This is a genomic window from Micromonospora cabrerizensis, from assembly GCF_022230955.1.
Lineage (GTDB): Bacteria > Actinomycetota > Actinomycetes > Mycobacteriales > Micromonosporaceae > Micromonospora > Micromonospora cabrerizensis.
The window spans coordinates 1-24120 of the sequence record NZ_JAKKFI010000088.1 but is presented as its reverse complement, the minus strand read 5'-3'; the positions used below and the strand labels follow the sequence as shown (position 1 = coordinate 24120).

General features: G+C 72.6%; 21 protein-coding genes and 2 pseudogenes. 14 read left to right on the top strand and 9 right to left on the bottom strand.

Going from position 1 to position 24120, the window contains the following annotated elements; all coding sequences use genetic code 11:
• Positions 1 to 356 precede the first annotated feature (356 nt).
• The 6 genes and pseudogenes from LADH09A_RS23490 to LADH09A_RS23465 all read left to right on the top strand — a co-directional run.
• Positions 357 to 2060, top strand: a pseudogene (locus tag LADH09A_RS23490) (hypothetical protein); the annotation flags it as partial.
• 23 nt (positions 2061 to 2083) lie between these two features.
• Positions 2084 to 3058, top strand: a complete 975-nt coding sequence (locus tag LADH09A_RS23485) for an alpha/beta fold hydrolase (RefSeq protein WP_238647629.1) — start codon at positions 2084 to 2086, stop codon at positions 3056 to 3058.
• Between the two features lie 5 nt (positions 3059 to 3063).
• Positions 3064 to 3918, top strand: a complete 855-nt coding sequence (locus LADH09A_RS23480; RefSeq protein ID WP_238647628.1) for a DUF3152 domain-containing protein — start codon at positions 3064 to 3066, stop codon at positions 3916 to 3918.
• Between the two features lie 102 nt (positions 3919 to 4020).
• A complete protein-coding gene (locus LADH09A_RS23475) occupies positions 4021 to 4842 on the top strand; it encodes a DUF3152 domain-containing protein (RefSeq protein WP_238647627.1) in 822 nt (273 codons plus the stop codon).
• A 123-nt stretch (positions 4843 to 4965) separates the two neighbouring features.
• Complete coding sequence (gene moeZ / locus LADH09A_RS23470; RefSeq protein ID WP_238647626.1) at positions 4966 to 6147, top strand: adenylyltransferase/sulfurtransferase MoeZ; 1182 nt, start codon at positions 4966 to 4968, stop codon at positions 6145 to 6147.
• A 145-nt stretch (positions 6148 to 6292) separates the two neighbouring features.
• Positions 6293 to 7147, top strand: a complete 855-nt coding sequence (locus LADH09A_RS23465; RefSeq protein WP_238647625.1) for a prenyltransferase/squalene oxidase repeat-containing protein — start codon at positions 6293 to 6295, stop codon at positions 7145 to 7147.
• 7 nt (positions 7148 to 7154) lie between these two features.
• On the opposite strand, the gene LADH09A_RS23460 is transcribed toward LADH09A_RS23465, so the two are convergent.
• Both LADH09A_RS23460 and proB read right to left on the bottom strand, forming a co-directional pair.
• Positions 7155 to 8396, bottom strand: a complete 1242-nt coding sequence (locus LADH09A_RS23460) for a glutamate-5-semialdehyde dehydrogenase (protein ID WP_238647624.1) — start codon at positions 8394 to 8396, stop codon at positions 7155 to 7157.
• Between the two features lie 33 nt (positions 8397 to 8429).
• Positions 8430 to 9587, bottom strand: coding sequence for a glutamate 5-kinase (gene proB / locus LADH09A_RS23455; RefSeq protein WP_238647623.1), 1158 nt, complete (start codon positions 9585 to 9587; stop codon positions 8430 to 8432).
• Positions 9588 to 9600: 13 nt separating this feature from the next.
• On the opposite strand from proB, the gene LADH09A_RS23450 reads away from it, so the two are divergent.
• Entirely contained in the window at positions 9601 to 9915 is a 315-nt protein-coding gene (locus LADH09A_RS23450; protein WP_238647622.1) for an MGMT family protein, read from the top strand.
• 92 nt (positions 9916 to 10007) lie between these two features.
• On the opposite strand, the gene LADH09A_RS23445 is transcribed toward LADH09A_RS23450, so the two are convergent.
• Positions 10008 to 11222, bottom strand: coding sequence for a hypothetical protein (locus tag LADH09A_RS23445; RefSeq protein WP_238647621.1), 1215 nt, complete (start codon positions 11220 to 11222; stop codon positions 10008 to 10010).
• The gene (locus LADH09A_RS23440) at positions 11215 to 11781 is read right to left on the bottom strand and encodes a SigE family RNA polymerase sigma factor (RefSeq protein WP_238647620.1); all 567 of its coding nucleotides are present in this window, start codon (positions 11779 to 11781) and stop codon (positions 11215 to 11217) included. The genes LADH09A_RS23445 and LADH09A_RS23440 overlap by 8 nt, the downstream gene beginning before the upstream one ends.
• Positions 11782 to 11965: 184 nt before the next feature.
• Here LADH09A_RS23440 and LADH09A_RS23435 point away from each other — a divergent pair, with 184 nt between their 5' ends.
• The gene (locus LADH09A_RS23435; RefSeq protein ID WP_238647619.1) at positions 11966 to 13381 is read left to right on the top strand and encodes an MFS transporter; all 1416 of its coding nucleotides are present in this window, start codon (positions 11966 to 11968) and stop codon (positions 13379 to 13381) included.
• Between the two features lie 27 nt (positions 13382 to 13408).
• Positions 13409 to 14890, top strand: a complete 1482-nt coding sequence (locus LADH09A_RS23430; protein ID WP_238647618.1) for a pyridoxal phosphate-dependent decarboxylase family protein — start codon at positions 13409 to 13411, stop codon at positions 14888 to 14890.
• 55 nt (positions 14891 to 14945) lie between these two features.
• On the opposite strand, the gene LADH09A_RS23425 is transcribed toward LADH09A_RS23430, so the two are convergent.
• Together LADH09A_RS23425 and LADH09A_RS23420 are read right to left on the bottom strand one after the other, a co-directional pair.
• Positions 14946 to 16154, bottom strand: coding sequence for a hypothetical protein (locus LADH09A_RS23425; RefSeq protein ID WP_238647617.1), 1209 nt, complete (start codon positions 16152 to 16154; stop codon positions 14946 to 14948).
• Positions 16147 to 16683 (bottom strand): RNA polymerase sigma factor, encoded by a 537-nt coding sequence (locus LADH09A_RS23420; protein ID WP_238647616.1) that lies wholly within the window; start codon positions 16681 to 16683, stop codon positions 16147 to 16149. The genes LADH09A_RS23425 and LADH09A_RS23420 overlap by 8 nt, the downstream gene beginning before the upstream one ends.
• A gap of 274 nt (positions 16684 to 16957) precedes the next feature.
• Here LADH09A_RS23420 and LADH09A_RS31790 point away from each other — a divergent pair, with 274 nt between their 5' ends.
• Together LADH09A_RS31790 and LADH09A_RS23410 are read left to right on the top strand one after the other, a co-directional pair.
• Positions 16958 to 17317, top strand: a complete 360-nt coding sequence (locus LADH09A_RS31790) for a hypothetical protein (protein WP_274530035.1) — start codon at positions 16958 to 16960, stop codon at positions 17315 to 17317.
• Positions 17318 to 17523: 206 nt separating this feature from the next.
• Positions 17524 to 18105 (top strand): NADH-quinone oxidoreductase subunit B, encoded by a 582-nt coding sequence (locus LADH09A_RS23410; RefSeq protein ID WP_238647615.1) that lies wholly within the window; start codon positions 17524 to 17526, stop codon positions 18103 to 18105.
• 50 nt (positions 18106 to 18155) lie between these two features.
• Here the strand turns inward: LADH09A_RS23410 and LADH09A_RS23405 are convergent, their stop codons facing one another.
• Entirely contained in the window at positions 18156 to 19097 is a 942-nt protein-coding gene (locus tag LADH09A_RS23405; protein ID WP_238647614.1) for a hypothetical protein, read from the bottom strand.
• Positions 19098 to 19321: 224 nt separating this feature from the next.
• Here LADH09A_RS23405 and LADH09A_RS23400 point away from each other — a divergent pair, with 224 nt between their 5' ends.
• The gene (locus LADH09A_RS23400; protein ID WP_238647613.1) at positions 19322 to 20638 is read left to right on the top strand and encodes a DUF2252 domain-containing protein; all 1317 of its coding nucleotides are present in this window, start codon (positions 19322 to 19324) and stop codon (positions 20636 to 20638) included.
• A 16-nt stretch (positions 20639 to 20654) separates the two neighbouring features.
• On the opposite strand, the gene LADH09A_RS23395 is transcribed toward LADH09A_RS23400, so the two are convergent.
• Positions 20655 to 21701 carry a glucose 1-dehydrogenase gene (locus LADH09A_RS23395; protein ID WP_238647612.1) on the bottom strand — a complete coding sequence of 349 codons (1047 nt, stop codon included), beginning with the start codon at positions 21699 to 21701 and terminating at the stop codon, positions 20655 to 20657.
• 105 nt (positions 21702 to 21806) lie between these two features.
• Here LADH09A_RS23395 and LADH09A_RS23390 point away from each other — a divergent pair.
• Together LADH09A_RS23390 and LADH09A_RS23385 are read left to right on the top strand one after the other, a co-directional pair.
• Positions 21807 to 22403: pseudogene (locus tag LADH09A_RS23390) on the top strand (NADH-quinone oxidoreductase subunit C); the annotation flags it as partial.
• 242 nt (positions 22404 to 22645) lie between these two features.
• Positions 22646 to 23608: a complex I subunit 1/NuoH family protein gene (locus LADH09A_RS23385; RefSeq protein ID WP_238647610.1), complete on the top strand. Its 963-nt coding sequence runs from the start codon at positions 22646 to 22648 to the stop codon at positions 23606 to 23608.
• A gap of 11 nt (positions 23609 to 23619) precedes the next feature.
• On the opposite strand, the gene LADH09A_RS23380 is transcribed toward LADH09A_RS23385, so the two are convergent.
• A partial coding sequence (locus LADH09A_RS23380) for a glutathione S-transferase C-terminal domain-containing protein (protein ID WP_238647609.1) occupies positions 23620 to 24120 on the bottom strand: 501 nt, incomplete at its 5' end.

Here is a 24120-nt window from a genome sequence, read left to right as displayed (position 1 = left end):
GACTGTGCGGCGCTGCTGCGGCCTGTGATCGCGGCGGTGTTGTGTGTTTGTTGTCTAATTGTGCGGCGACCCCCGGGTGCTACACTGGTTCCCGACACGCCGCGCTTCCGATCGGTTCCGACCCCGCGCCGAGCAGCGCGCCGTCGGCTCGCCCGTCCTGGGCCGGGGGTTCCGACCCCGCGCCGAGCAGCGCGCCGTCGGCCCGGCCGTCCTGGGCCGGTGGTTCCGACCCCGCGCCGACCAGTGCGCCGTCGGCTCGCCCGTCCTGGGCCGGTGGTTCCGACCCCGCGCCGACCAGTGCGCCGCCGTCGCGGCCTTCCTGGGCCGCCAGCCCGGCATCGGCCGACGCCGGGCTGCCGGCGCCAGCCGGGCCACCTCCCACACTGGCCGAGGCGCCACCGGCTCCGGCGGGCCCGCCCCTGGTCGCCGAGCGCCCCTCCTGGGCTGGCGGTTCGCCCACCACCCCGGCGGGCACCGCGCGAGAAGAGCGGCCGGACTGGTCCGAGGGCCGCATTCCCGCCGCCCCCGTCGACCGTCCGTCCTGGGGGGCGATCCAGTCGGCGGCGTCGACCCGTGGAGGTGACGACGGCGAGACCCCGGCCATGCCACGGCCCGAGATCCGGCCGACCGGGCCATTCCGGCTCCGCCCGGCGACGCCCGAGCCGCCCGGCCCGTCTCCCGCCGAGTCACACCGCCCGACCGCGCCGACGAACCCGTCGACCGGTGACGTCCCGTCGTCCTCGGCGGGATCGGCTCCGCCCCCGCTCACGAACGGTTCCGAGCCCCACGACCGGCCGGGGTCCGTGCCCGCCTCCCCCTATGCGGCTCGCCGATCCGCACCCGACCCGACGTCGTCGTCCGAACCGGCCGACGACGGCCAGCAGTCGGACCCGAAAGCGGTGGTGCTGCCGCAGCGCGTCCCCGCAGAACCGGACGTGCCCGTCGTGCCGGAGCCGCCAGCTGTGGAGCCACCCGCCGAAACTCCGGAACTCGCCCGCATCGCCACCCACCTCCGTCGTGACGACGAGCCAGCCCCGTTGCGGGAGCGCCCCGAGGGGTTCGACGTCAACGCGATCCTGGACGCCGTCCGCGAGGTGGCCGGCGTCCGCGACGCCGCGCTGCGTCGTACCCCGGCGGGAGCGCACAGTCTTCGACTGGACCTGGCCGACGGCGCCGACCCGGCCGAGGTGAGCCGACAGGTGGCCCGGCTGCTCCAGGATCGGATGGGGCTGGCCGCCGCCCCGCAGAACCTGCCCGGCCTGCCCAGCACGCCACCCCCGCCGGTCCGCCGTCGGGTGGCCGAGCCCCGGGCCGCCGAACGGCGTACCCCGGAGCCCCAGAGCCCGGCTGCACGCGATGCCGGCGCCGAGCCACGTACCGGTGAGGTGCGGGCGGTCGAGTCGCCCACGGGCGGTGCCCGGGTGGAGGCCGTGCCGGCGGGCCTGGAGCAGCGGCCCGCCACCGACACCTCGCGCCGCCGCCGTTCGAACGCACCGCACCGGGGACGTGCCACGGTCGAGGAACCGGGATCGGTCTCGGCCGCGCCGGCCGGTGCCGCCACCGGAAGCCCGGCGACGCTGGGCACGTCGTACTCCGGTGGTCAGGTGACCACGACGGAGTCGGCGCCGTCCCGACCGCTGGACACCGGTGGTGCGCTGGGGCCACGGGTGGTGATCGACCACGTGCAGGTCAGCACCTTCGGCCTGGACGCGAACGTCGAGGTCCGGCTGCTGGCCGGGAGCGACAGCGCCTCCGGGTACGCGACCGGGCCGGCGGTGGACGGCTACGTGCTGCGGCTCTGCGCGGTGGCGGCGGCCGCCGCGGTGGACGAGCTGCTGCGCGGCGCCGAGAACGCCGAGCGGGGGCGCTGCTTCGTCGAGCACGCCGCGGTGGTGCCGTTCGGCAACTGCGAGGTGGCCACCGTGGTGGCACTGCTCGTCTGTGAGGGCTGGGTCGAGCAGCTCGCCGGCTCGGCTCTGGTGGCCGGTGATCCCCGGCAGGCGGTGGTCCGGGCGACCCTCGCGGCCGTGAACCGTCGGCTGGAGGCGCTGCTGTCCTGAGTGGTCCGAGGCAGACTGGAGCGATGAGACGCGCCACCCTCTGGCCGGACCACCTGCTGCCCGACCACCGTGTCCCGCCACCGTGGCCGGGCCGGGAGGTCCGCCTCGACGGCCGGGTCACCTACGTACGGGACACCCCGGCCACCGCCGCCGGCGCGGAGCCGGCGCTGTACGTGCACGGGCTGGGCGGTTCGTCACAGAACTGGACCGACCTGGCCGGGTTGCTGGCCGACCGGCTGGATGGCCAGGCCATCGACCTGCCCGGCTTCGGCCGCAGTGAGCCGGGCCCCCGCTACACGATTCCGGCCTTCGCGGATCTGGTGGTGCGCTGGATCGAGCACTCCGGTCGGGGCCCGGTGCACCTGTTCGGCAACTCGCTGGGCGGCGCGGTCGCGGTCCAGGTGGCGGGGCTCCGCCCCGACCTGGTCCGTACGCTCACGCTGATCTCCCCGGCACTGCCGTTCCTCGACTTCCGTCGCTCGTTGCAGGGACGGATGCTGCCGGTGCTCGCCATCCCGCGCGGCGAACGGCTGGTCGCCCGGCACCTCACCCAGCTCGCTCCCGAGGTGATGGCCCAGCAGGTGCTGGAGGCGTGCGTCGCCGACCTGAGCCGGATCTGCGACCAGCGCCGGGCCGAGGCGTTGGAGGAGATCCGGGTTCGTTACGAGGCGGAGCACTACGCCGCCGCGTACGTCCGGACGTTCCGCGGTCTGGTCTCCAGCTTTCTGCGGGCGTACCTGCCGGGGCAGGGTTCGCTGTGGCGTCTCGCCGAGGCGGTGCGCGCGCCGACCCTGGTGGTGGGTGGCCGAGCGGATCGCCTGGTCGACGTGCGGGTCGCGCCGCAGACCGCCCGGGTCATCCCGGACAGTCGGCTGATGATGCTCGACGGCGTCGGTCACGTGGCGCAGTTGGAGGTGCCCCGGCTGGTCGCCCGGGCGGTGGTCGGCCTGCTCGCCGAAACGGGGGACACCGCTGGGCGGTCTGATCTGGCAGGCTGACCTGGATGCCCAGCTCAGCCCCCCTCCCCAGTCGCCGTCAGCGACGCTTCGCGCTGTTCGCCCAACTGGTGGCGGTGGTGTTGGCTGTCGGCGCGGTGGTGACAGTGATCGCCGAGGGGCCGGGTGGGCACCCCGCTGCCGACCAGTTGGCCGCCGACGAGATCGCCACGCTGCCGCCGCTGGTGGCCGCGCCACTGCCGCCGACGGTCAGCCCGTCGCCCTCCGAGGCGGTTCCGTCCAGCCCGCCTGTTGTGCTGCGGGTGCCCGGTGCGGTCCCGAGCGCCGGCACGGGGAGGTTCGGCTACGACGCCCGCTCCGGCCCGGTGCTGGGACGTGCGGGTGAGCTGCGGCGTTACCGGGTCGCGGTGGAGTCGGGCAGCGACGAGGACGCCGCCGAGTTCGGGCTGGCGGTCCACACGGCGCTCGCCGGGCCGGGCAGTTGGGTCGACAGCGGCAGGCTGCGGCTTCAGCAGGTGCCCGGGGACGCGCCTCGCGACTTCACCGTCTACCTGGCGACCGCCCGTACGGCGGGTCGGATGTGCGCCGACGGTGGGGTGGACATCCGGGTCGGGGGTCGGCCGTACACGTCCTGCCGCGCGCCCGGCCAGGTGATCATCAACCTGGACCGGTGGCGGTTGTCCGTGCCGCACTTCGTCTCGGCCGGCGTGCCGCTGGCGGTCTACCGGACGTACGTGGTCAACCACGAGGTGGGGCACCAGCTCGGGCACCGGCACGAGCGCTGCCCGGGGGCGGGCAGGCCGGCGCCGGTGATGATGCAGCAGACGCTCTTCCTCAACGGGTGCCGGGTCAACCAGTGGCCGTACCTCGACGGGCGTCGGTACGCCGGTCCTGCCCTCTGAGCGACGGGCCGACACGCCGACCTTCCACCCCTCCATCAGGCGTCATGCGGCAATAGCGGCAATATCGGAGAAATGCCCGAATAATCTGGCAGGCTCGACGTCATGACGCCGTCGTCCCGTTACGGCCCACCCCAGCCGCCCGACCCGTCGGGCCGTCCGGCGTACCTGCGTCACACACTCGTCCGGATGCACCGGCGTCGCCGCCGCAGCCTGCTGCTCGGCCTGCTCGTCCTCGCCACGGCCATCGGTGTGACGCTGTACCGGGCCGGCGAGCCACCAGTCGAGCCTCCGGCCACCACGCAGGGCGGCATGGGCCACGGGGGCGGCGCGCCCGCGCACCCGGCGCCCACCAGCTATCCGTCGGTCGGAGCGGGACGGTTCACCACCGCCGAGGGCGAGACGGCCGAGCACGGTGTGGACGGTCCGCTGCGCCGTTACCGGGTGGCGGTCGAACGTGGCACCGGCCAGGACGCTGACGCGTTCGCCGCCAGGGTCGACGAGGTGCTGGCCGACCCGCGCAGTTGGATCGCCTCCGGCGACCTGCGGGTGCAACGGGTGGCCGACGCCGGAGCCGCCGACTTCACCATCTACCTGGCCACCCCGGTCACGTCCGAGCGGATGTGCGCCGAGGGCGGGCTGACCACCGAGCGCTACACCTCGTGCCGCCTGCCCGGCCGGGTCGTCATCAACCTGGCCCGCTGGATGGAGGCGGTCCCCGACTACGGCGCCTCGCTGGACACCTACCGCACCTATGTGATCAACCACGAGGTGGGCCACGAGTTCGGCGAGGAGCACGAGGCCTGCCCCGGGCCGGGGGAGCCCGCGCCGGTGATGCAGCAGCAGACGTACGGCCTCAACGGCTGCGTCGCCAACGCCTGGCCCTACCTCGACGGTCGTCGCTACGCGGGTGACATCGTCCCCTGATCGACCGGGTCGTCGGTTATTCCCGCTCCCGCATCGCGGACCACGTGTCATCCCTCATGGCCGAGGGGGGCTCCCGCGAGCAACAATGGCGCGGTTCACACCGCCGATCCCGGGGAGTCCACCGTGTCGTTGCCCCCGCTCGTCGAGCCCGCCGCCGAGCTGACCGTTGACGAGATCCGCCGCTACTCGCGCCACCTGATCATCCCGGATGTCGGGGTGACCGGGCAGAAGCGGCTGAAGAACGCCCGGGTGCTCTGTGTCGGCGCCGGTGGCCTCGGGTCACCCGCCCTGATGTACCTCGCCGCGGCCGGGGTCGGCACCCTCGGCATCATCGACTTCGACACCGTCGACGAGTCCAACCTCCAGCGTCAGATCATCCACGGCGTGTCCGACATCGGCCGGTCCAAGGCCGAGTCCGCGGCCGCGTCGATCCGCGAGATCAACCCGCTGGTCAACGTGGAGATCCACAACACCGCGCTGGACCGGGAGAACGTCCGCGAGATCTTCGCGCAGTACGACCTGATCGTCGACGGCACCGACAACTTCGCCACCCGCTACATGGTCAACGACGCGGCGGTGCTGCTCGGCAAGCCGTACGTCTGGGGCTCGATCTACCGCTTCGACGGCCAGGCGTCGGTGTTCTGGGCCGAGCACGGCCCCTGCTACCGCTGCCTCTACCCGGAGCCGCCCCCGCCCGGCATGGTCCCCTCCTGCGCCGAGGGCGGCGTGCTCGGCGTGCTCTGCGCGTCGATCGGCTCGATCCAGGTCAACGAGGCGATCAAGCTGCTCACCGGCATCGGTGAGCCGCTGGTCGGCCGCCTGATGGTCTACGACGCCCTCGAGATGGAATACCGCAAGATCAAGGTCCGCAAGGACCCGAACTGCGCGCTCTGCGGCGAGAACCCGACGGTCACCGACCTGCTGGAAGACTACGAGGACTTCTGCGGCGCGGTCTCCGAGGAGGCGCAGGAGGCGACGCTCGACGCGACCATCACGGCACGCGAACTCAAGGAGTGGCAGGACGCCGGCAAGGACATCTTCCTGGTCGACGTCCGGGAGCCGGCCGAGTACGAGATCGTCCGCATCCCCGGTTCCACGCTGATCCCCAAGGGCGAGATCATCTCCGGCGAGGCCCTCGCGAAGCTGCCGCAGGACCGGCAGATCGTGCTGCACTGCAAGTCCGGGGTCCGGTCCGCGGAGGCGCTCGCCGCGCTCAAGGCGGCGGGTTTCCGGGACGCCGTGCACGTGCAGGGTGGCGTGCTCTCCTGGATCAAGCAGATCGACCCGGCGCTGCCCGCGTACTGATCGATGTGCCGGGGCGGCCCACACGGCCGTCCCGGCAAATCGACGCAGATCACGCCGGGCGGCCCTCCGCCCGGAGCGACGCAGCCACCGCAGGCCAACCGATTCCCCGAGGCGGGATCGTGTCTGCGCAGGTAGCGTTCCCGCCGTGGTCGACTTGGAAGCGGCGATCGGGTTCGTCGTGGCGCATGGGGACGCGGTGGAACGCGCCCGCCTCTCCTGGCTTCGCAACGGCACCGCCGTGCCCCCCGAGTTGCTGGCGACGGCCGAGGTCGGCCAGTCACCCGACGGCGGTTGGCCGGCCACCTGGGGCGGTGCGACGGCCTCGATCGATGCGACCTGTTTCCGGCTCGCCGAGTTGGACGACCTGGGTGCGCTCGGCCGTCCCGCCGCCCGCCGCGCGCTCGACTGGCTGGCGTCGCGACAGCAGGCCGACGGCAGTTGGGACGAGGACGCGTCGCTGGCCGACTCGGCCCCGGAATGGGCCCGGCCCGGCGATCCGGAGGCCGGGTTCCTTCAGTCGGCCAACGCCGGGTTCTGGCTCACCGTCGCCGGCCTGGACGCCCGCGCGTCGGGCCCGCTCGACCACCGGGTCGGCGGGGCGTACGCCGGGGTGGTGCAGGCGGCGGCCCATTCGCTCGCCGCGCGGCTGCGCCCGGACGGTAGCTGGCCCTCGTACCTCGCCGCCGGCTGGCTGAGCGCGGCCGTGCTGCACCGGCAGGAGATGTTCCAGGAGTCGGCACGGATTCAGGTGGTGCTCGCCGAACGGATGCCGAAGATGTCCCCCGGGGACGTGGCGTGGTTGGCATCCACGCTGCGCCGGGCCGGCATCGACCCGCAGGACTGGATCATGGTGCGGGCGCTGCGCCGGCTGACCGAGACCCAGCGCAGCGACGGTGGCTGGGAGAGCGACGACGGCCACCAGTTCGACGTGCACGCCACGCTGGCCGCGATCCGGGCCGCCCGGCCCGCGACGGCCGGCGCCGCCGCGCAGCCGGGCTGAGGCCGATCTAGCGCACGTGCCCGTCCCCGGTGACGACGTACTTGGTGCTGGTCAGCTCGGGCAGACCCATCGGGCCGCGGGCGTGCAGCTTCTGGGTGGAGATGCCGATCTCCGCGCCGAAGCCGAACTCGCCCCCGTCGGTGAACCGGGTCGAGGCGTTCACCATCACCGCCGCCGCGTCCACCCGGGCGACGAACTCGCGGGCCGCGCTCGCCGAGTCGGTCAGGATCGCCTCGGTGTGCCCGGTGCCGAAGCGGCGGATGTGCGCGACCGCCGCGTCCAGCGAGTCGACCACGGCGACCGAGATGTCGGCCGACAGGTATTCGGTGGCGAAGTCCTCGTCGGTGGCCGGGACCACGGCGGCGGAGTAGGAGGCGACCTCGGGGGAGCCGTGCACGGTCACCCCCGCCTCGGCGAGGGCGGCCAGCATCGGCGGCAGGAACGCGTCGGCGACGCTCGCGTGCACCAGCAGCGACTCGGCCGTGTTGCAGGTGGAGAGGCGTTGCGTCTTGGCGTTCAGCGTCACCGCGACGGCCTTCGCCACGTCGGCGGCGGCGTCGACGTAGACGTGGCAGTTGCCCACCCCGGTCTCGATGACCGGAACGGTCGACTCCTCGACCACCGTGCGGATCAGCGACGCGCCACCGCGCGGGATGAGCACGTCGACGAGCCCACGGGCGCGCATCAGTTCCTTGACCGAGTCGCGGGAGCTGGCGTCGAGCAGCTGCACCGCGTCGGCCGGCAGCCCGGCGTCGGCGACCGCGTCGCGCAGCACCGCGACCAGCGCGGCGTTGGAGTGCGCGGCCGAGGACGACCCGCGCAGCAGCGCCGCGTTGCCGGACTTGAGGCAGATCCCGGCGGCGTCCACTGTCACGTTCGGTCGTGCCTCGTAGATGATGCCGACCACCCCGAACGGCACCCGGATCTGGCGCAACTCCAGCCCGTTGGGCAGGGTGGAACCGCGGACCACCTCACCGACCGGGTCGGGCAGCGCGGCCATCTGGCGCAGCGCGTCGGCGATGCCGGCCACCCGGCCCGCGTCGAGGGCGAGCCGGTCCAGCACGGCCGCGCTCAGCCCGGCCTCCCGACCGGCCGCCAGGTCCGTCTCGTTCGCGGTCAGGATCTCCGGGGTACGCGCCACCAGCGCGTCGGCCATCGCCACCAGCGCGGCGTCCTTGGCCGTACGCGTGGCCACCGCCAACTCGGCGGCGGCGTCCCGCGCCCGTTGCGCCTGCTCGACGACGCTCATCCTCGACTCCTCGGGTGGTGGGAAGGGCACTTGCTAGAGCAGCACCAGGTCGTCGCGGTGGACGACCTCTCGTTCGTACGCCGGGCCGAGCGCCGCGGCGAGTTCGGAGGTGGAGCGACCGAGCAGCCCGGGCAACTCCACCGCGTCGTAGTTGACCAGCCCTCGGGCGACCGACGCGCCGGCGGTGTCCACCAGGTCCACCGGGTCGCCCGCGGTGAACGTGCCGTCCACGGCGGTGATGCCGGCGGGCAGCAGCGACTTGCGCCGCCCGACGACGGCGGCCACCGCACCCGGGTCGAGGTGCAGGCGGCCCCGGGGCGAGGTGGCGTGGGCCAGCCAGAACAGCCGGGCCGTCGGGCGTTGCCGCTGCGGGTGGAACAGCGTGCCGACCGGCTCACCGGCCAACGCCGGGCCGGCCAGGTCGGCGGCGGTGAGCACCACCGGGATGCCGAAACCGGTCGCGATCCGGGCGGCCTCGACCTTTGTCACCATGCCGCCGGTGCCGACACCGGACCGGCCGGCACCGCCGACGGTGATCCCGGCGAGGTCCGCGTCGCCGTGGACCTCGCTGATCCGGGTCGACTGCGGCTTGGTGGGGTCGCCCGTCCAGAGCGCGTCCACGTCGGAGAGGAGCACCAGCAGGTCGGCGTGCACCAGGGCGGCCACCAGCGCGGCCAGTCGGTCGTTGTCGCCGAACCGGATCTCCTGGGTGGCCACCGTGTCGTTCTCGTTGACGATCGGCACCGCCCGCAGGTCGAGCAGCTTGCGCAGCGTCCGGTACGCGTTGCGGTAGTGGGCGCGCCGGGTCACGTCGTCGACGGTGAGCAACACCTGCCCGACCGTGCGGCCGTGCCGGGCGAAGCTGGCCGCGTACCGGCCGATCAGCAGGCCCTGCCCGACGCTGGCGGCGGCCTGCTGGGTGGCCAGGTCGCGCGGGCGTCGGATCAGGCCGAGCGGGGCGAGGCCGGCGGCGATCGCGCCGGAGGACACCAGCACCACCTCGCGGCCTTCGGCGGTGAGCCGCCCGAGGGTGTCGACCAGCGTGTCGACGCGCTCGTCGGCCAGGCCGCCGCTGGCGGTGGTCAACGAGGAGGATCCAATCTTGACGACGACCCGCCGGGCCGTCGTGACTGCGTCACGCACCCGCCCATTCTGCGTGGTCACGGGCGCACCGCCCGGCGGCGTTCCCATATGGTGGCGGATTGTGACACCTGACGAGTACGTCGAGGCGGTGCTCGACCTGGTCGAGCGGATCCCGGAGGGTCGGGTGATGTCGTACGGCGGGGTCGCCGACGCCCTGGCCGAGCGCTCGGGCCGTGCCTCGGCTCGGCTGGTGGGCACCATCATGGCCCGCCACGGCGGCTCGGTGCCCTGGCACCGGGTGGTGACCTCCGCCGGTCGGCTGCCGCCGGGCCACGAGCGGGAGGCGCGGGCCCGGCTGCGCGCCGAGGGTGTGCCGCTGCGCGGCGAGCGCGTGGACATCGCGGCGGCCGGTTGGTCTCCGGACCGGGAAGGGTGACCGACGCGGAACGTGCGTGACGGCCGCTCTGCGCGGACCGGCCCAGCGGCGACAGCACCCCGTCCGGTCGGACGGGGTGCTGTGCGGCCGTTTCAGAGCGGCAGCGGGAACTTCACCTTGTTGTCGTCCTCCCTCAGGTCGGGCCACGAGCGGTCCTGGGCGTCGTGGTGGGAGACGCCGAAGTACCGGGTGCCCGCGTCCGGCCCCGGCTTGCCCGGCACCAGCTGGACGAACGTGTAGCGACGCGACTCGCCGGCCGGTACCCCGGGCAGCAGGCACGACGGTAGGTACCGCGACGACGGATCCGGGTCGCACCGGGACCAGTCACCCCCCGCCCGTTCGCCGACGTCGATGGACTCGAATGCGACCTGGGGCGCGTCGATCGGCCCGGCGTTGGTGACCGTGAAGACGGTGGTGAGTTTGCGCCGGGTGTCCGCACCGGGGACGTCGACCAGTTCGTGGGTCATGCCCATCCTCAGGTCGGTGAGCCGAGGATCCTTGCCGAATGTCGTGGGACCGTCGGTCTGGCTGAACCGCTCGCCGTTCCACCGGTACGTCCGCACCTGCTCCCGCCGCAGGTACTCGGGTGTGCTGCAGCAGAGCGCGATGTCGGCCACGCGTACCCTGACCGACCCGCGCTGGTCGATCTCCGTCGCGAGGATGTCGTCGAAACCGTCGCCGGTCCGGACCACCCGACCCAGCGTCACGATCCGGCCGTCCCGGTTCCGGTCGAAGGCCACCACCTGCTTCGCCGACGACTCGCCGTACCGGCAGCCGACGACGGCGATGGTTTCGGCGGCACCGTCCCCGTCGACGTCACCGTGCTTCAACTCGTCGTCGGTCAGCTCCGACACGTAGACCTTCTGCGTGTCGGTCTGCAGCCGCACCTTCGAGGTGGTGCAGCCGCCCTCCATCTCGCCGGGCTGCCAGTTCGGTAGGTCGACCCGGGCGGCAAGCAGTTGCGCCCGGCTGATCCGCCCGTCCGGCGCGGCCGGGGTGTTGGTGGTGGGCGTCGGCGTCGGCGACCCGGTCGGCGTTGGCGTCGGCGATGCCGAGGGCGGCGGGGCCGTCGGGTGCACGGATTCCGCCGGCACCGGCGGGTTCCGGTCGCCGCGCAGCGCCGCGTTGGCGACGACCGGGGCGACCACCAGGACGACCGCCGCGGCGGCCAGGGCCACCGCCGTCATCCGCCGGCGTCGGCGCAGGTGGTGCCGGGCCTGGTCGGGGCCGGGGCCGGTGACCCGGCTGACCACGTCATTGCGGTACGCGGTGAGCCGCTGGCGCAGCAGCGGATCGAAGTCAGACATCGCGCACCCCCTCGGTGTTCTCGTCGAGCAGCCCGGCCAGGGCCGTGCGGCCGCGGTGCAACCAGGACTTCACGGTGCCCTCGGCCACTCCTTCCTGGGCGGCGATCTGGCTCACCGACAGGTCGGCCAGGTAGTGCAGGATGACCGCTCGGCGGTGGTTGGCGGGCAGTTGCGCCAGCGCGACGTCGATCGCCACCCGGTCGGGGTTCGGGCCCGCCACCTCCGCCTCGGTGGCACGCTGCCGCAGCAGGTGGTTGCGGGCGGTCCGCACCCGCCGCCAGCGACTGCGCGCCAGGTTCCAGGCGACCCGGCGGACCCAGGCCACCGGGTCGTCGTACCGGACCAGGCGGTCCCAGCGGGCCAGCGCTCGGTAGAACGCCTCCTGGGCCAGGTCCTGCGCCTGCCCCAGATCGCCGGTGTACGCGCACAGTTGGGCGGTCACGCTGCCGAAGTGCGCGTGGTAGAAGTCGTCGAACGTGATCGTCGCGTCGACAGTCGCAGCACCGGCTGTTCGTACTGCCGGCGGCTCGTTGGCGCGGGCTCCCATCGTTGCTGTCACTGCCCCTCCCCCGTCACCGCCGGGCTGGTCTGCCGTCGGCGCTGATAACACTCCGAGACTGCGGAGGCGGTTGCGGGCTCTGCTGCCGTCAACCTGACTGAACGGATGTCCGCAACAGGCCCGGCGGCTTGATCGCCAGATGAGGGATGTGACCTCCGGCATAACGTGAGTAACATTCGGCCCCATGAAAACGCCGCCGGGCCCGGGCCCGTCAGCCGCCGGTCCGCTGCCTCGACCGGTGCACGCCGGCTACGCGCTCGGCTCACTGGCGACCGGCGCGTTCGGCACCGTGCCCGGTCTGTTGCTGCTGCCGTACCTCACCGACACGCTGGGCGTGGCCGCCGGGATGGCCGCCCTGCTGGTGCTGCTGCCCAAGGCCTGGGACGTGCTGGTCAACCCGGTCGCCGGGCGAATCTCCGACCGCACCCGTTCACGCTGGGGCGCCCGGCGGCCGTACCTGCTCGTCGCCGGCCTCGCGCTCGCTGTCCTGTTCGCGTCGATCTTCGCCGCGCCGTTCGGCAACGGGTCGGCCGCCGCGGCGTACGTGGCCGTCGCCTTCCTCGCCACCGCCACCGCGTTCGCCTTCTTCCAGGTGCCGTACGTGGCGATGCCGGCGGAGCTGACCGACGACTACGCCGAGCGCACCCGCCTGATGACCTGGCGGATCGCGGTGCTGGCGCTGGCCATCCTGGTGTCCGGCGCGGTCGCCCCGCTGGTGGTGAGCGCCGGTGGTGACGGCGTGGCCGGGCACCGGTGGATGGGCCTGTTCGTGGCGGCGCTGATCGCCCTCGGTGCCCTCGGCGCGTTCCTCGGCACCCGGTCCGCGCCCACCGGCACCGTTGGTGGCAGCGAGCCGACGCTGCGCGCCCAACTCGCCGTGGCGAGCGCCAACCGCCCGTTCCGGGCGTTGCTGATCTGCTTCGTGGTGCAGTCCGCCGGGGTGGCGACGATCCTGGCCGGCGTCAACTACTTCGCGGGGCAGATCCTGCGCGACGACGAGAGCGGGCCGACCCTGCTCTTCGTCTGCTTCGTCGGGCCGGCGCTGCTGGTGATGCCGATCTGGACGCGGGTCGGCGCCCGGCTGGGCAAGCGCACCGCGCTGGTCGTCGCCTCGGTGATCCTCGCCGCCGGGGCGCTGGCTCTGGTCGCCGCTCCGGTGCTGCCGGCGGTCGCGGTCTACCTGGTGGTCGCGGTGATCGGCGTCGGGTACGCCGGGCAACAGGTCTTCGCGCTGGCGATGCTGCCGGACTGCATCGCGTACGACACGGCGCGCACCGGTCGACGGCAGGCGGGGGTCTTCACCGGCCTGTGGACCGCGGGGGAGACCTTCGGCCTGGCGCTCGGCCCGGGCATCTACGGGCTGGTGCTCCAGATCTCCGGCTACGTCTCGTCCGACACCGGCTCGGCGGCCGCCCAGTCGGACTCGGCCCGCCTGGGCGTCCTGCTCGGCTTCACGCTGATCCCCGCGCTGTTGATAGCCCCCCCGATCCTCCTGCTACGCCGCTACACCCTGACCCCCGCCGCGCTGGCCGCCGCACTCGCCGCCCCGGTCACCGCCCGGGTCGATCATGGAGCTGTGGTGGGGGACGAAAGCCATTGACCGTCACGAGAAGGGCACCATAACTCCATGATCGACGAGAGCAGGGTCGGGTTGGCCGCCGGAGTTGCGGCTGAGGTTGTGCTGGACGAGGTTCGGCAGTTGCGCGCCGGAGACCGGCCGACCCACGGGGGACGGCTGTTCGCGTACGTCTACGACCCGGCGGTCCCGGGGCTGGACGAACTGGCCGGCGCCGCGCACCGGGAGAGCGCGCACGTCAACGGGCTGGACCCGACCGCGTTTCCGTCCCTGCTGGCCATGGAGAACGCGCTGGTGGGCGCCGCCAGCCGGGTGCTCGGCGCTGGCCCGGGCACGACCGCCCCGGACGTCGTCGGCAGCGTCACCAGCGGTGGCACCGAGTCGCTGATCCTCGCCGTGAAGACGGCCCGGGACGCCCACCCGGAGATCGCCGCGCCCCGGATCGTGGTGCCGTCGAGCGCCCACGCCGCGTTCGCCAAGGCGGCGCACTACCTGCGGGTGGCGATGGACGTCGTGCCCGTCTCCCTGGACACGCTGCGCCCCGACCCGGCCGCGATGGCCGCCGCCATCGGCCCGGAGACGGTCCTGGTCGCCTGCTCCGCGCCGTCGTACGCGCACGGGGTGGTGGACCCGGTCGCGGAGATCGCCGCCGCCGCGGCCGCCGCCGGGGTGCGCTGCCACGTGGACGCCTGCTTCGGCGGCTGGACGCTGCCGTACCTGCGCCGCCTCGGTGAGCCGGTGCCGGCGTTCGACTTCGCGGTACCCGGGGTCACGTCCATCTCGGTGGACCTGCACAAGTACGCGTACGCGCCGAAGGGAGTGTCGGTGCTGCTGCACCGGGACGCCTCGCTGCGGTCGCCGCAGTACTTCGCGTACGCCGACTGGCCCGGCTACACGATGATCAACCCGGTGATCGCCTCCACCCGGTCGGGCGGGCCGATCGCCGCCGCGTACGCCACCGTGCGGCACCTCGGCGACGACGGCTACCTGCGGCTGGCCACCGTCACCCGGGACGCGGTCGCCGGCCTGGCCGAGGCGGTCCGCGCCGTCGACGGGCTGCGGCTGATGGCCGAGCCGGAGTCGACGGTGGTCTGCTTCACCGCCACCGAGGGCGGCCCCGACCTGTTCGTCCTGGTGGACGAGCTGACCGCGCGCGGCTGGCACACCCAACCCCAGCTGTCGTACGCGGGACTGCCGGCGAGCGTGCACCTCACGGTGACCGCCTCGGTGGCACCGCGCGTCGGCGACTTCGGCCCGGACCTGGCCGACGCGGTGGCCGCAGCCCGGGCAGCCGGTCCGGTCCAACTGCCCGGGGAGTTGGCCGCCCTGGTCGGCGCGCTCACCCCGGACGCGCTGACCCCGGAACTCGTCGAGGGCCTGGCCGCCGGGTTGGGCATGGGCGGCGAGCCGGGTGGCGCGCCGCTGCCGGAGCGGATGGCAGTGGTGAACACGCTGCTCGACGCCGCACCGCCGGCGCTGCGGGAGCGGCTGCTGGTCGAGTTCGTCGGGCTGCTGCAACGTCCCACCTGGTGACCCGGAGCCCGGCCGCGTCGTACGCCCCCGTGGCGTACGGCGCGGCCGGCGCTCGTCAGCCGTAGATCATCTTCATCTGAACCAGGTTGTCGCTGCTGTTGGAGTCCGGCAGGACGTCACGTTCGCTGTCCATCGGCTGGACCTCCACGTCAGCCTTGTCCGTGCTCAGCTTGTCCCCTTCGTACTGATGGAAGTCCAGGTCCAGCCGCATCTCCGCCCCGGCGGCGAGCTGAGGCAGACGGCAGACGATCGGGTCGATGCTCTCCGGGACGCCCGAGCACGTTTCCCACCCGTCGACGTCCGCGCGCACCACCGCGGGCACGCCCAACCGCAGCACCACGTGGGCGACCGGCGCCGTGCCCCGGTTGCGGATCCGCACCGTGGCCGTACCCGTCCGGGAACCGTCGTCCGCGACTCTCAGCACGAGGTCACCCGTGGTGACCGAGACATCCGCCAGATTCGGGTTCGGGCCGAAGCTCGTCGGCCCCGAGACCTGGGTGAAGGCATCACCCTTCCAGCGGTAGTCCCGCCACTGCCGTTGCGACCACTTCGCGGCCCAGCCACCCCCGGGAGCGATGTCGCCGACCTGCACGCGGACCGTGCCGTCGCCCACCACGTCGAGGGCGAACAACCACTGCGGCTTGTCGATGGTGGTCGCGACCACCCGGCCGAGCGTGACCACCTTCCCCGCCCCGTCCCGGTCGAAGGCGACCACCTGCATCGGTCCCTGGGTACCGAGCGCGCACTGCACGAGCGCCACGGTCTCCACCGCGCCGTCCCCGTCGACGTCGCCGTGGTCGAGCGCCACGAGCCAGTTGACGCCCTCGCGGCTGTCGCCGCTGAGCCGCGTCTGCGACGTCGGGCACCCCCGTCCGGCCCGCCAGGCCGGCAGGGTCACCGACGCGCCGAGCAACTGTGCCCGGCTGATCCGGCCGTCGGGCGCGGCGGAGGCGGAGCCGCTACCGGTCACGGAAGGGCTGGGAGTCGGGCTCGCCAGGCCGCTCGGCGTGGCAGACACCGACACGCTCGGCGTCGGCTCGACCGGACCCGGCCGGTGGTCCGGGCCGCTCATCCCGGCGTACCCGATGGCCGAGCCGCCGAGCAACGCGAGCGCGGTCGTGGCGGTGGCCCCCCACCGGCGGCGGTTGCGGCCCCGTACCGTCCGCCGGACGGCGGCCGGACCGGGCACCTCGACCTTGTCCAGCAGGGTACGGCGATACTGGGCGAATTCTTCGGCGAGGCCGAGGGTCTCCTGCTCAGACATCTCGCACCTCCTCATTGGTGTCGCGTAGGTGCGTCGCGAGCGCGGTGCGGCCCCGGTGCAGCCAGGATTTGACGGTGCCCTCGGCAACCCGTTCCTGGGCGGCGATCTCGGCGACCGACAGGTCGGCGAGGTAGTGCAGGACCACCGCCCGCCGCTGGTTCGGCGGCAACTTCGTCAACGCCGTGTCGAGGGCCACCCGGTCGGGGCTGGGCTCCGCGACGTGTGTCTCCCGCTGCCGCAACAGCCACGCCTGGGCGGTCCGCAGTCGCCGCCAACGGTTGTGGCCGAGGTTCCAGGCGACCTTGCGCACCCAGGCCAGGGGGTCCTCGTACCGGGCCAGCCGCTCCCAGTGGGCGTACGCCCGACAGAACGCCTCCTGGACCAGGTCCTGCGCCTGCCCCCGGTCACCGGTGTACGCGGTGAGCTGCACGACCAGCCCGCGGAAATGGGCGTGGTAGAAGTCGTCGAAGACCAGTTCGGCGGCCTCCGGCGCCGAGTTGCCCGGTGGGTCCGGTGGCCGTCCGCCCACCCGTACTCCTCTTGTCACAAGCACTCGTCCTCCCCGTGGTGGCCGCGGGCGGCGTGGTCGCCAGCATCGGTCACACACTCGGGCGGGTAGGCAGGTTGCGGGACGGGCTGTTCGCGTTTGCTGTCGTGTCCAGGACAACGCGCCGCATGACACACAGATCGGTCAACCGAACATCGGTCATAGATATCGATATGTGTAACTATAAGTAGGTTTCATAGTATTCGCCGGGTCCGTACGGTCATGTCATCAAGCAACACCGACACGGGGAGAGAAAATGACGATGCGCAAGATCCTGATCAGCGGAGTGACCGCGGCGGCCGGGCTCGCCTTCGGCCTGGGTGGTGCGGCGGCAGCCGTCACGGCGATCGGCCCGGGCCCGGGTGCGCCGGGTGAGATCGGTCCTGGCCCGGGCGTTTCCCTCGCCATCGGCCCCGGCCCGGGTGCGCCGGGTGAGATCGGCCCCGGCCCGGGTGCGCCGGGTGAGATCGGCCCCGGCCCGGGTGCTCCCGGTGAGATCGGTCCTGGCCCGGGCGTGGTCCTCGCCATCGGCCCGGGCCCGGGTGCTCCCGGCAAGATCGGTCCTGGCCCGGGCGTCGCGGAGTTGACCGCGCCCGGCACCACGCTGACAGCCTGAGCACTGCGTACCGGCGAGACGATTGTTGTCTGACGGGCCCGGCCAGCACTGCTGGCCGGGCCCGACCGGCAGGTCTGACACGAGCTCTCACGATGGTTCCTCCCGCGACTGACTTCGTCAGGTGACGTGCGTAGCCCGGAGAAGCCACGAACGAGGCTCGGAGCTGCTGTGGTTGACTGTCCGCTGGGGGACGGAAGGGGGCGGTCGTGCAGCTACCGGCAGTGCTGGGTGAGCCGATCCGGTTCGTGCTGAACTGGGGGCGCCGCTACTCGCTCTGGGTGTTCAACTTCGGCCTGGCCTGCTGCGCGATCGAGTTCATCGCCACCAGCATGGGTCGGCACGACTTCATCCGGCTCGGTGTGATCCCGTTCGCCCACGGCCCCCGCCAGGCCGACCTGATGGTCGTCTCCGGCACGGTGACCGACAAGATGGCTCCGGCCATCAAGCGGCTCTACGACCAGATGCCCGAGCCGAAGTACGTCATCTCGTTCGGCGCCTGCTCCAACTGCGGCGGCCCCTACTGGGACTCGTACTCGGTGACCAAGGGTGTCGACCAGCTCATCCCGGTCGACGTCTACGTACCCGGTTGCCCGCCCCGGCCGGAGGCGCTGCTGCACGGCATCCTGCGCCTCCAGGAGAAGATCGCCGCCGAGCAGTCCGGCATCGGCGGTGTGCCGCAACGCGACGTGCTGGCCGCGCCGCTGGACGCACCTCCCCGCGAGGCCGCAGCCCCGCGCTCCGTCGACTCCCTCACCGCCGCGCCCGTGCGCCCGCCCGCCGCCAGCTGACGGCGGCCGGGCCGCCGCCCGGACGAGTCCGAGCGGCGGCCGCGAACCGGTCAGCCGTTGGCGGCGACGGCCAGCCTGGTCTGCACGACGTTGTCGCTCGGGTCGACGTCGGGAGTCTCCGGATACCAGCTGGTCGTCAACTCGATGTCGACCAGTTTGGTGGTGTCGGCCGGATCGGTCGGCGGGCTGATGACCACTGCGAAGCTGAACTCCTCGCCGGGCATCAACTGCAACTCTGGCACCGGCACCAGGACGCCATCGCTGCCCACCGGGCCGGTGCCCGGGTCGGCGCTCCGGAGAACCGAGCCGGCCGGCAGGGAGCGGGCCTGCACCCAGAAGCTGCCGTGCGGCGCGTCGCCGCCGTAGCGGATCGTCAGCGGCACCCGCAGGTTGCCCTCACCGCCCGGGAACTCCGTCACCGGGCCGTTCAGCCTGATCGAGGCGTCCGGCTGAGCGTCCTGGACGTACGGCCGGGGACGAATCAACGAACCATTCGTGGACCGGAACAGCGCGCTGAGCGGGGTGCTCGCCACCAGGCCGCTGTTGCTGGAGTAGACCTCGACCCAGCCCCCAGCCATGATCATTGGGTATGTCCGGGGGTTGGTCAGCACGTGGAAGTCGAGCACGTTCCGGATGCTCTCGCCCGGTGCCAGGTAGGCCCAGTTGTCCGTCAGGGAGCAGGTCGCCACCCGGCGGTTGTCCTCCACGCGCATGTCGAACATGTCGCAGACGGTGCCGTCGAACTGGAAGGCGCCCGGCACCGGCTCGCGCAGCTTGTAGTAGAGGTAGTCGGTCTCGCTTCCGGTGTTGGTGACGGTCACCGGGACGCTGCCCCGGTAGCCCCGCTCGGTCGGCTTCAAGATCAGCTTGCCCACCGACAGTGTGCCGCCGGCGACGTCCGCCGGTGCGGCCACCGCGGGCGCGGCGGTGGCGACCGTCGCGGTCAGGCCGAGCAGTACGGCGGTGAGTAGGGTCCCCGTTTTTTGGAACATGACTTTCTGGTCCTCCCGTGATGGCGGCCGGTGCCGATCGCCCCGGCCGCCTAGATAGACGCCAGCGAACCCATGGTGTGGTTGCCGTTGCACAACCATCGATTCGCGTCGGTCCAGCATCGGTCAGAAGATCGCCGGTGGCTGCCCGTGTCGACCTTCCGGTCGAAGGGGACAAGTCGGCTGTCCGACGTCCGGGGTGGCCGGGCCGGGCTAGCCTGCGCATCATGAGCAGCTCAGGGGACCAGCGGTCCGACCACATCGTCGACGTGCTCACCGAGGAGTTCGGTGCGTCCATGGCGATCGACCCGGCCGCCTTCCGCCGTAAGTTCCGCAAGATGGCGGCCTCGCCGTTCGCCTTCTACCGGGGCAGCGCCGCGCTGTTCTACGCCGACCAGCTCGGCGACTTCGCCGACGACCGGTTCTCCGACGAGCGGACCAGCCGGGTGTGGATCCACGGCGACCTGCACGCGGAGAACTTCGGCACCTACATGAACGCCTCCGGGCAGCTGGTGTTCAACGTCAACGACTTCGACGAGGCGTACGTCGGGCCGTTCACCTGGGACCTGCGGCGGCTCGCGGCCAGCGTGGCGCTGCTCGGCTACGGCAAGGCGCTCTCCGACGAGGCGATCGGCGATCTGGTGGCCGGCTTCGCCCGGTCGTACCTGACCGAGCTGCGGGCGATCGCCGCCGGAGGGGACGACGCGATCGGCTCGATCACCCTGGAGAACGCCGACGGCGTGCTGCGCCGGGTGCTCCAGCAGGCCCGGCTCAACACCCGTGTCGACCTGCTGGCCGCGCAGACCACCATCGACAACTACGAGCGACGGTTCTCCATCGGTGACGGGGTCTTCGAGATCGACGACGACACCCGGGACCGGGTGCGCGCCGCCTTCCAGGACTACCTGGGCACCCTGCCGACCGCGTCGACGCAGCTGCGGCCGGTCGCGGCGCGGATCAAGGACGTCGTGCTGCGCAAGGGGGTGGGTATCGGCTCGGCCGGGCTGCCGTCGTACAACCTGCTGCTGGAGGGGCACACCCAGGCACTGGAGAACGACGTCGTCATCTACATGAAGCAGGCGCAGGTGCCGGCCGTGGCGCGGTACGTCACCGACGAGTCGGTCCGCGGCTACTTCCAGCACCAGGGTCACCGGACCGCCGAGTCGCAGCGGGCGTTGCAGGCGCATGCCGACCCGTGGCTGGGCTTCACCGAGCTGGACGGGGCCGGTCAGCTCGTCGCCGAGGTGTCCCCGTACGCCGCGGACCTGGACTGGTCGGACGTGAACGAGCCGGAGGAGCTGACCGGGGTGCTCGTCGACCTCGGTCGGGCGGTCGCCCGGATGCACTCGGTCGCCGACGACGAGTCCAGTCACGACCTGGTGGACTACTCCACCGAGGAGGCGATCGTCGCGGCGGTCGACACCGACGAGTCGGGCTTCGTGGCACACCTGGTGGACTTCGCCCACGCGTACGGGGTGCGCGCCCGGCAGGACCACCAGCTCTTCGTCGACCTGTTCCGCAACGGCCGGCTGCCGGGTATCTGATCGGGCGTGGCGTCGCTCAGGACGCGAACTCCAGCACCACCTTGATGTCGTCCGGCCCGGGGGTGTACGCGTCGGCGTACCTGTTCACCGGCACCCGACGCGTGATCAGCGACTCGAGCCAGACCTGGTCGGCGCGGACCAGCGCCTGCGCGGCCATGTCCCAGTGCCGCCGGTTGGCGTTCACCGAGCCGAACACCACGTTGTTCTCCAGTACCAGCTCCCGGTTGAGTGCGCCGGCGTCGAAGTCGATGGTCCGGCCTCCGCTGGACACGCCGGCCAGGCAGACGATCCCGGTCGGGCCCGCCTTGCACATGACGTCGAGGACCACGCTGGGAGCGCCGGTGCACTCGATCACCACGTCCGGCTCGAAGGGCAGGTCGTTGACCGGCACCGTGTGGTAGGTGGCACCCAGCCCGGCGACCAGCTCCGGCTTCGGCCCCTCGGTGTTCCGGTCCAGCACATGGACAGTGAGCCCGCGCTGGGTGGCAAGCAACGCGGCCAGCAGCCCGATCGGCCCGGCCCCGGTCACCAGGACGGTCTGCGGCTGCCACTCGGCCCGGTGCCCGATCCGCTCGATGTGGTCCCAGGCCTTCGCCACCACACTGGTCGGTTCCAACAGCACGCCGACCTGGGCCAGTGCCGGGTCGAGCGCGACCGCGAACTGGGGCTCGATCCGCCAGCGGTCCCGGGCGAACCCGGGCAGTGCCTTGATGCCGTGTTCGGTGTACCGGCCGTTGCGACACATGTCCCACTCGCCGACCGCGCAGTTGGGGCAGGGGACCGGGTCGGGGTGCCGGACGATCCCGGCCACCAGGTCGCCGGGTTGCAGGGTCCCGCTGGGGTCCTCGATCACCCGACCCAGCGACTCGTGCCCGATGACCAGGCGGTCCCGCCCCGGTGGCGCCTCGCCGTACTCTCCGGCGATGATCTCGTGGTCGGTGCCGCAGATCCCCACCGCCAGGGCCTCGACCAGGACCGAGCCTTCTTCGGCAGCCGGCTCCGGCTGATCCTCGACGAGGTTCAGTGAGTTGGCGACCCCGGGGTTCACAGTCACAGCGCGCACGCCCTCATCTTTCCCCGCCCAAGGCTGCGCCGCGCGCAAAGCCGGCAGATCACCTGGCGTCGGCGGCGGCCAGGCGCGGGCCCGGCCGGCACTAGGATCAGCGTCATGACTCCCGAAGCCCTCGGCGCTCGGCTGGTGGCGCTGCTCGCGCCGGTCGAGGTGACCCCGTCGGTCTCCGGCGGGCAGCGGTTCGCCCGGGCCACCGTCGACGTGCCGCTGGAGAGCTGGCTGGTCGCCGTTCGCGCGGCCCGCGACGACACCGAGCTGGCCTGCGACTTCTTCGACTGGCTCTCCGCCGTCGACGAGTTGGCTGAGGGCTTCGACGTGGTGGCGCATCTCTGGTCGACGCGACTGCGGCACGGTGTGCTGCTGCGTACCCGGTTGCCGCGCGGCGAGCCCACGGTCGCCTCGGTGGTCGACGTCTACCCGGGTGCCGCCTGGCACGAGCGGGAGACGCACGAGATGTTCGGCATCGACTTCGCCGGCCACGGCGAGCTGCTTCCGCTGCTGCTGCCACCGGAGTTCGAGGGCCACCCGCTGCGCAAGGAGTTCGTGCTCGCCTCCAGGGTGGCCAAGCCCTGGCCGGGCGCGAAGGAACCGGGCGAGTCCGAGGCCGGCGGTGGCCGTCGGCCGATCCGCCCGCCGGGCGTTCCGGCTCCGGGTGAGTGGGGCACCACGCCCACCCCGGCCGGCGCGGGTGGTGTGGGGGAGGGGCCGCGTGGCGGCACCCCGGCCAGACCCGCCGGTGACCGTCCGGCGCGGCCCGCTCCGGGGGCCCGTCCGGCGCGTACTCCCCGGTCTGCCGCGGCCGAGGACGGCCCGGCGGTGCCCGAGCGGCCTGCGCCCGCTGCCGGCCCGGGCTCACCCGACCAGCCGGCGCCCGGCCCGGTCGCGGACCCGCCGGCCCGCGCCGAGCGCACCGACGACGACGGGGGTACGACCTGATGCCGCTCTGGGTGGAGCTGGTGCTGCGGGTGGGTGGCGTGCTGGTCGCGTTCCTGACCCTGCCGTTGCTCGTGGGCCAGGCCGAGCACAAGGTGATGGCGCACATGCAGGGCCGGCTCGGCCCGATGTACGCGGGCGGCTTCCACGGTTGGGCCCAGTTGGTCGCGGACGGGGTCAAGTTCGTGCAGAAGGAGGACGTGACCCCGCGCGAGGCGGACCGGGCGGTGTTCCGGTTGGCCCCGGTGGTGGCCCTGGTGCCCTACCTGCTGGTGCTGCTGGTTATCCCGCTCGGCCCGAACGACCTGGTCGGGCAACCTCTGGACATCGGCTTGTTCTTCGTGCTGGCCGTGGTCGGTGTCGGCGTGGTGGCGGTGCTGATGTCGGCGTGGGCGTCGGCCAACAAGTACAGCCTGCTCGGTGGGCTGCGGGGTGCCGCCCAGTTGCTCGGCTACGAGCTGCCGCTGGTGCTGGCCGCCGCCTCGGTGGCGATGGCGGCGGGCACGCTGAGCCTGTCGGGCATCGTCGAGGCGTGGCAGCCGTGGTGGCTGCTCTGGCAGGCGCCCGCGATGATCATCTTCTTCGTCGCCGGGGTGGCCGAGATCCGCCGGCCGCCGTTCGACATGCCGGTGGCCGACTCGGAGCTGGTCTTCGGTTACATGACCGAGTACACGGGGCTGCGCTTCGCGTTCTTCCTGCTCGCCGAGTACGTCGGCATCGTGGTGATCGCCGCGCTGACCACGGTGCTGTTCCTCGGCGGGTGGCAGGGCCCGTTCGCGGACGAACAGCTCGGTTGGCTCTGGACCCTGCTGAAGGTCTTCGCCGTCTCCTTCGTGATCATCTGGCTCCGGGTGTCCTACCCCCGGCTGCGCGAGGACCAGCTCCAGCGGCTGTGCTGGCTGGTGCTGGTGCCCGCGTCCCTCGCGCAACTGGTCCTCACGGCAGCCGTCCGCGTCGCCCTGTAGGAGCGGCCCGCTCAGCGCAGCGGGGTGTGTGCGGGGTCGACGGGCTCGGCCGGTGGCGGCGGTGGGGTGCCGTCGCCGAACGGGCGGCCACCCAGCGTCTCCCGGCCGTGCGGGGTGAGCCAGTTCGACAGGTCGGGGCCGAGCGGCACGATCCCGGTCGGGTTGATGTCGCGGTGCACCTCGTAGTAGTGCCGCTTGATGTGGTCGAAGTCGATGGTGTCGCCGAGACCGGGGGTCTGGAACAGGTCCCGGGCGTACGCCCACAGCACCGGCATCTCACTCAGCTTCTGCCGGTTGCACTTGAAGTGACCGTGGTAGACCGGGTCGAAGCGGACCAGCGTGGTGAACAACCGCACGTCGGCCTCGGTGATGGTGTCACCGACCAGGTAACGCTGGTCGGTCAGCCGTTCGGTCAACCAGTCCAGTCGGTCGAAGAGCTGGTGGTACGCCTTGTCGTACGACTCCTGGCTGCCGGCGAAGCCGCACCGGTAGACGCCGTTGTTGACTTCCCC

Bases quoted from the DNA above. Each gene is read 5' to 3' on its own strand.
- LADH09A_RS23435 (WP_238647619.1), top strand. From the start codon at position 11,966: ATGAAAACGCCGCCGGGCCCGGGCCCGTCAGCCGCCGGTCCGCTGCCT.
- LADH09A_RS23430 (WP_238647618.1), top strand. From the start codon at position 13,409: ATGATCGACGAGAGCAGGGTCGGGTTGGCCGCCGGAGTTGCGGCTGAG.
- proB (WP_238647623.1), bottom strand. From the start codon at position 9,587: ATGGGAACGCCGCCGGGCGGTGCGCCCGTGACCACGCAGAATGGGCGG.
- LADH09A_RS23445 (WP_238647621.1), bottom strand. From the start codon at position 11,222: ATGTCTGACTTCGATCCGCTGCTGCGCCAGCGGCTCACCGCGTACCGC.
- LADH09A_RS23385 (WP_238647610.1), top strand. From the start codon at position 22,646: ATGCCGCTCTGGGTGGAGCTGGTGCTGCGGGTGGGTGGCGTGCTGGTC.
- LADH09A_RS31790 (WP_274530035.1), top strand. From the start codon at position 16,958: ATGACGATGCGCAAGATCCTGATCAGCGGAGTGACCGCGGCGGCCGGG.
- LADH09A_RS23460 (WP_238647624.1), bottom strand. From the start codon at position 8,396: ATGAGCGTCGTCGAGCAGGCGCAACGGGCGCGGGACGCCGCCGCCGAG.
- LADH09A_RS23405 (WP_238647614.1), bottom strand. From the start codon at position 19,097: ATGTTCCAAAAAACGGGGACCCTACTCACCGCCGTACTGCTCGGCCTG.
- LADH09A_RS23400 (WP_238647613.1), top strand. From the start codon at position 19,322: ATGAGCAGCTCAGGGGACCAGCGGTCCGACCACATCGTCGACGTGCTC.
- LADH09A_RS23475 (WP_238647627.1), top strand. From the start codon at position 4,021: ATGACGCCGTCGTCCCGTTACGGCCCACCCCAGCCGCCCGACCCGTCG.
- LADH09A_RS23480 (WP_238647628.1), top strand. From the start codon at position 3,064: ATGCCCAGCTCAGCCCCCCTCCCCAGTCGCCGTCAGCGACGCTTCGCG.
- LADH09A_RS23425 (WP_238647617.1), bottom strand. From the start codon at position 16,154: ATGTCTGAGCAGGAGACCCTCGGCCTCGCCGAAGAATTCGCCCAGTAT.
- LADH09A_RS23485 (WP_238647629.1), top strand. From the start codon at position 2,084: ATGAGACGCGCCACCCTCTGGCCGGACCACCTGCTGCCCGACCACCGT.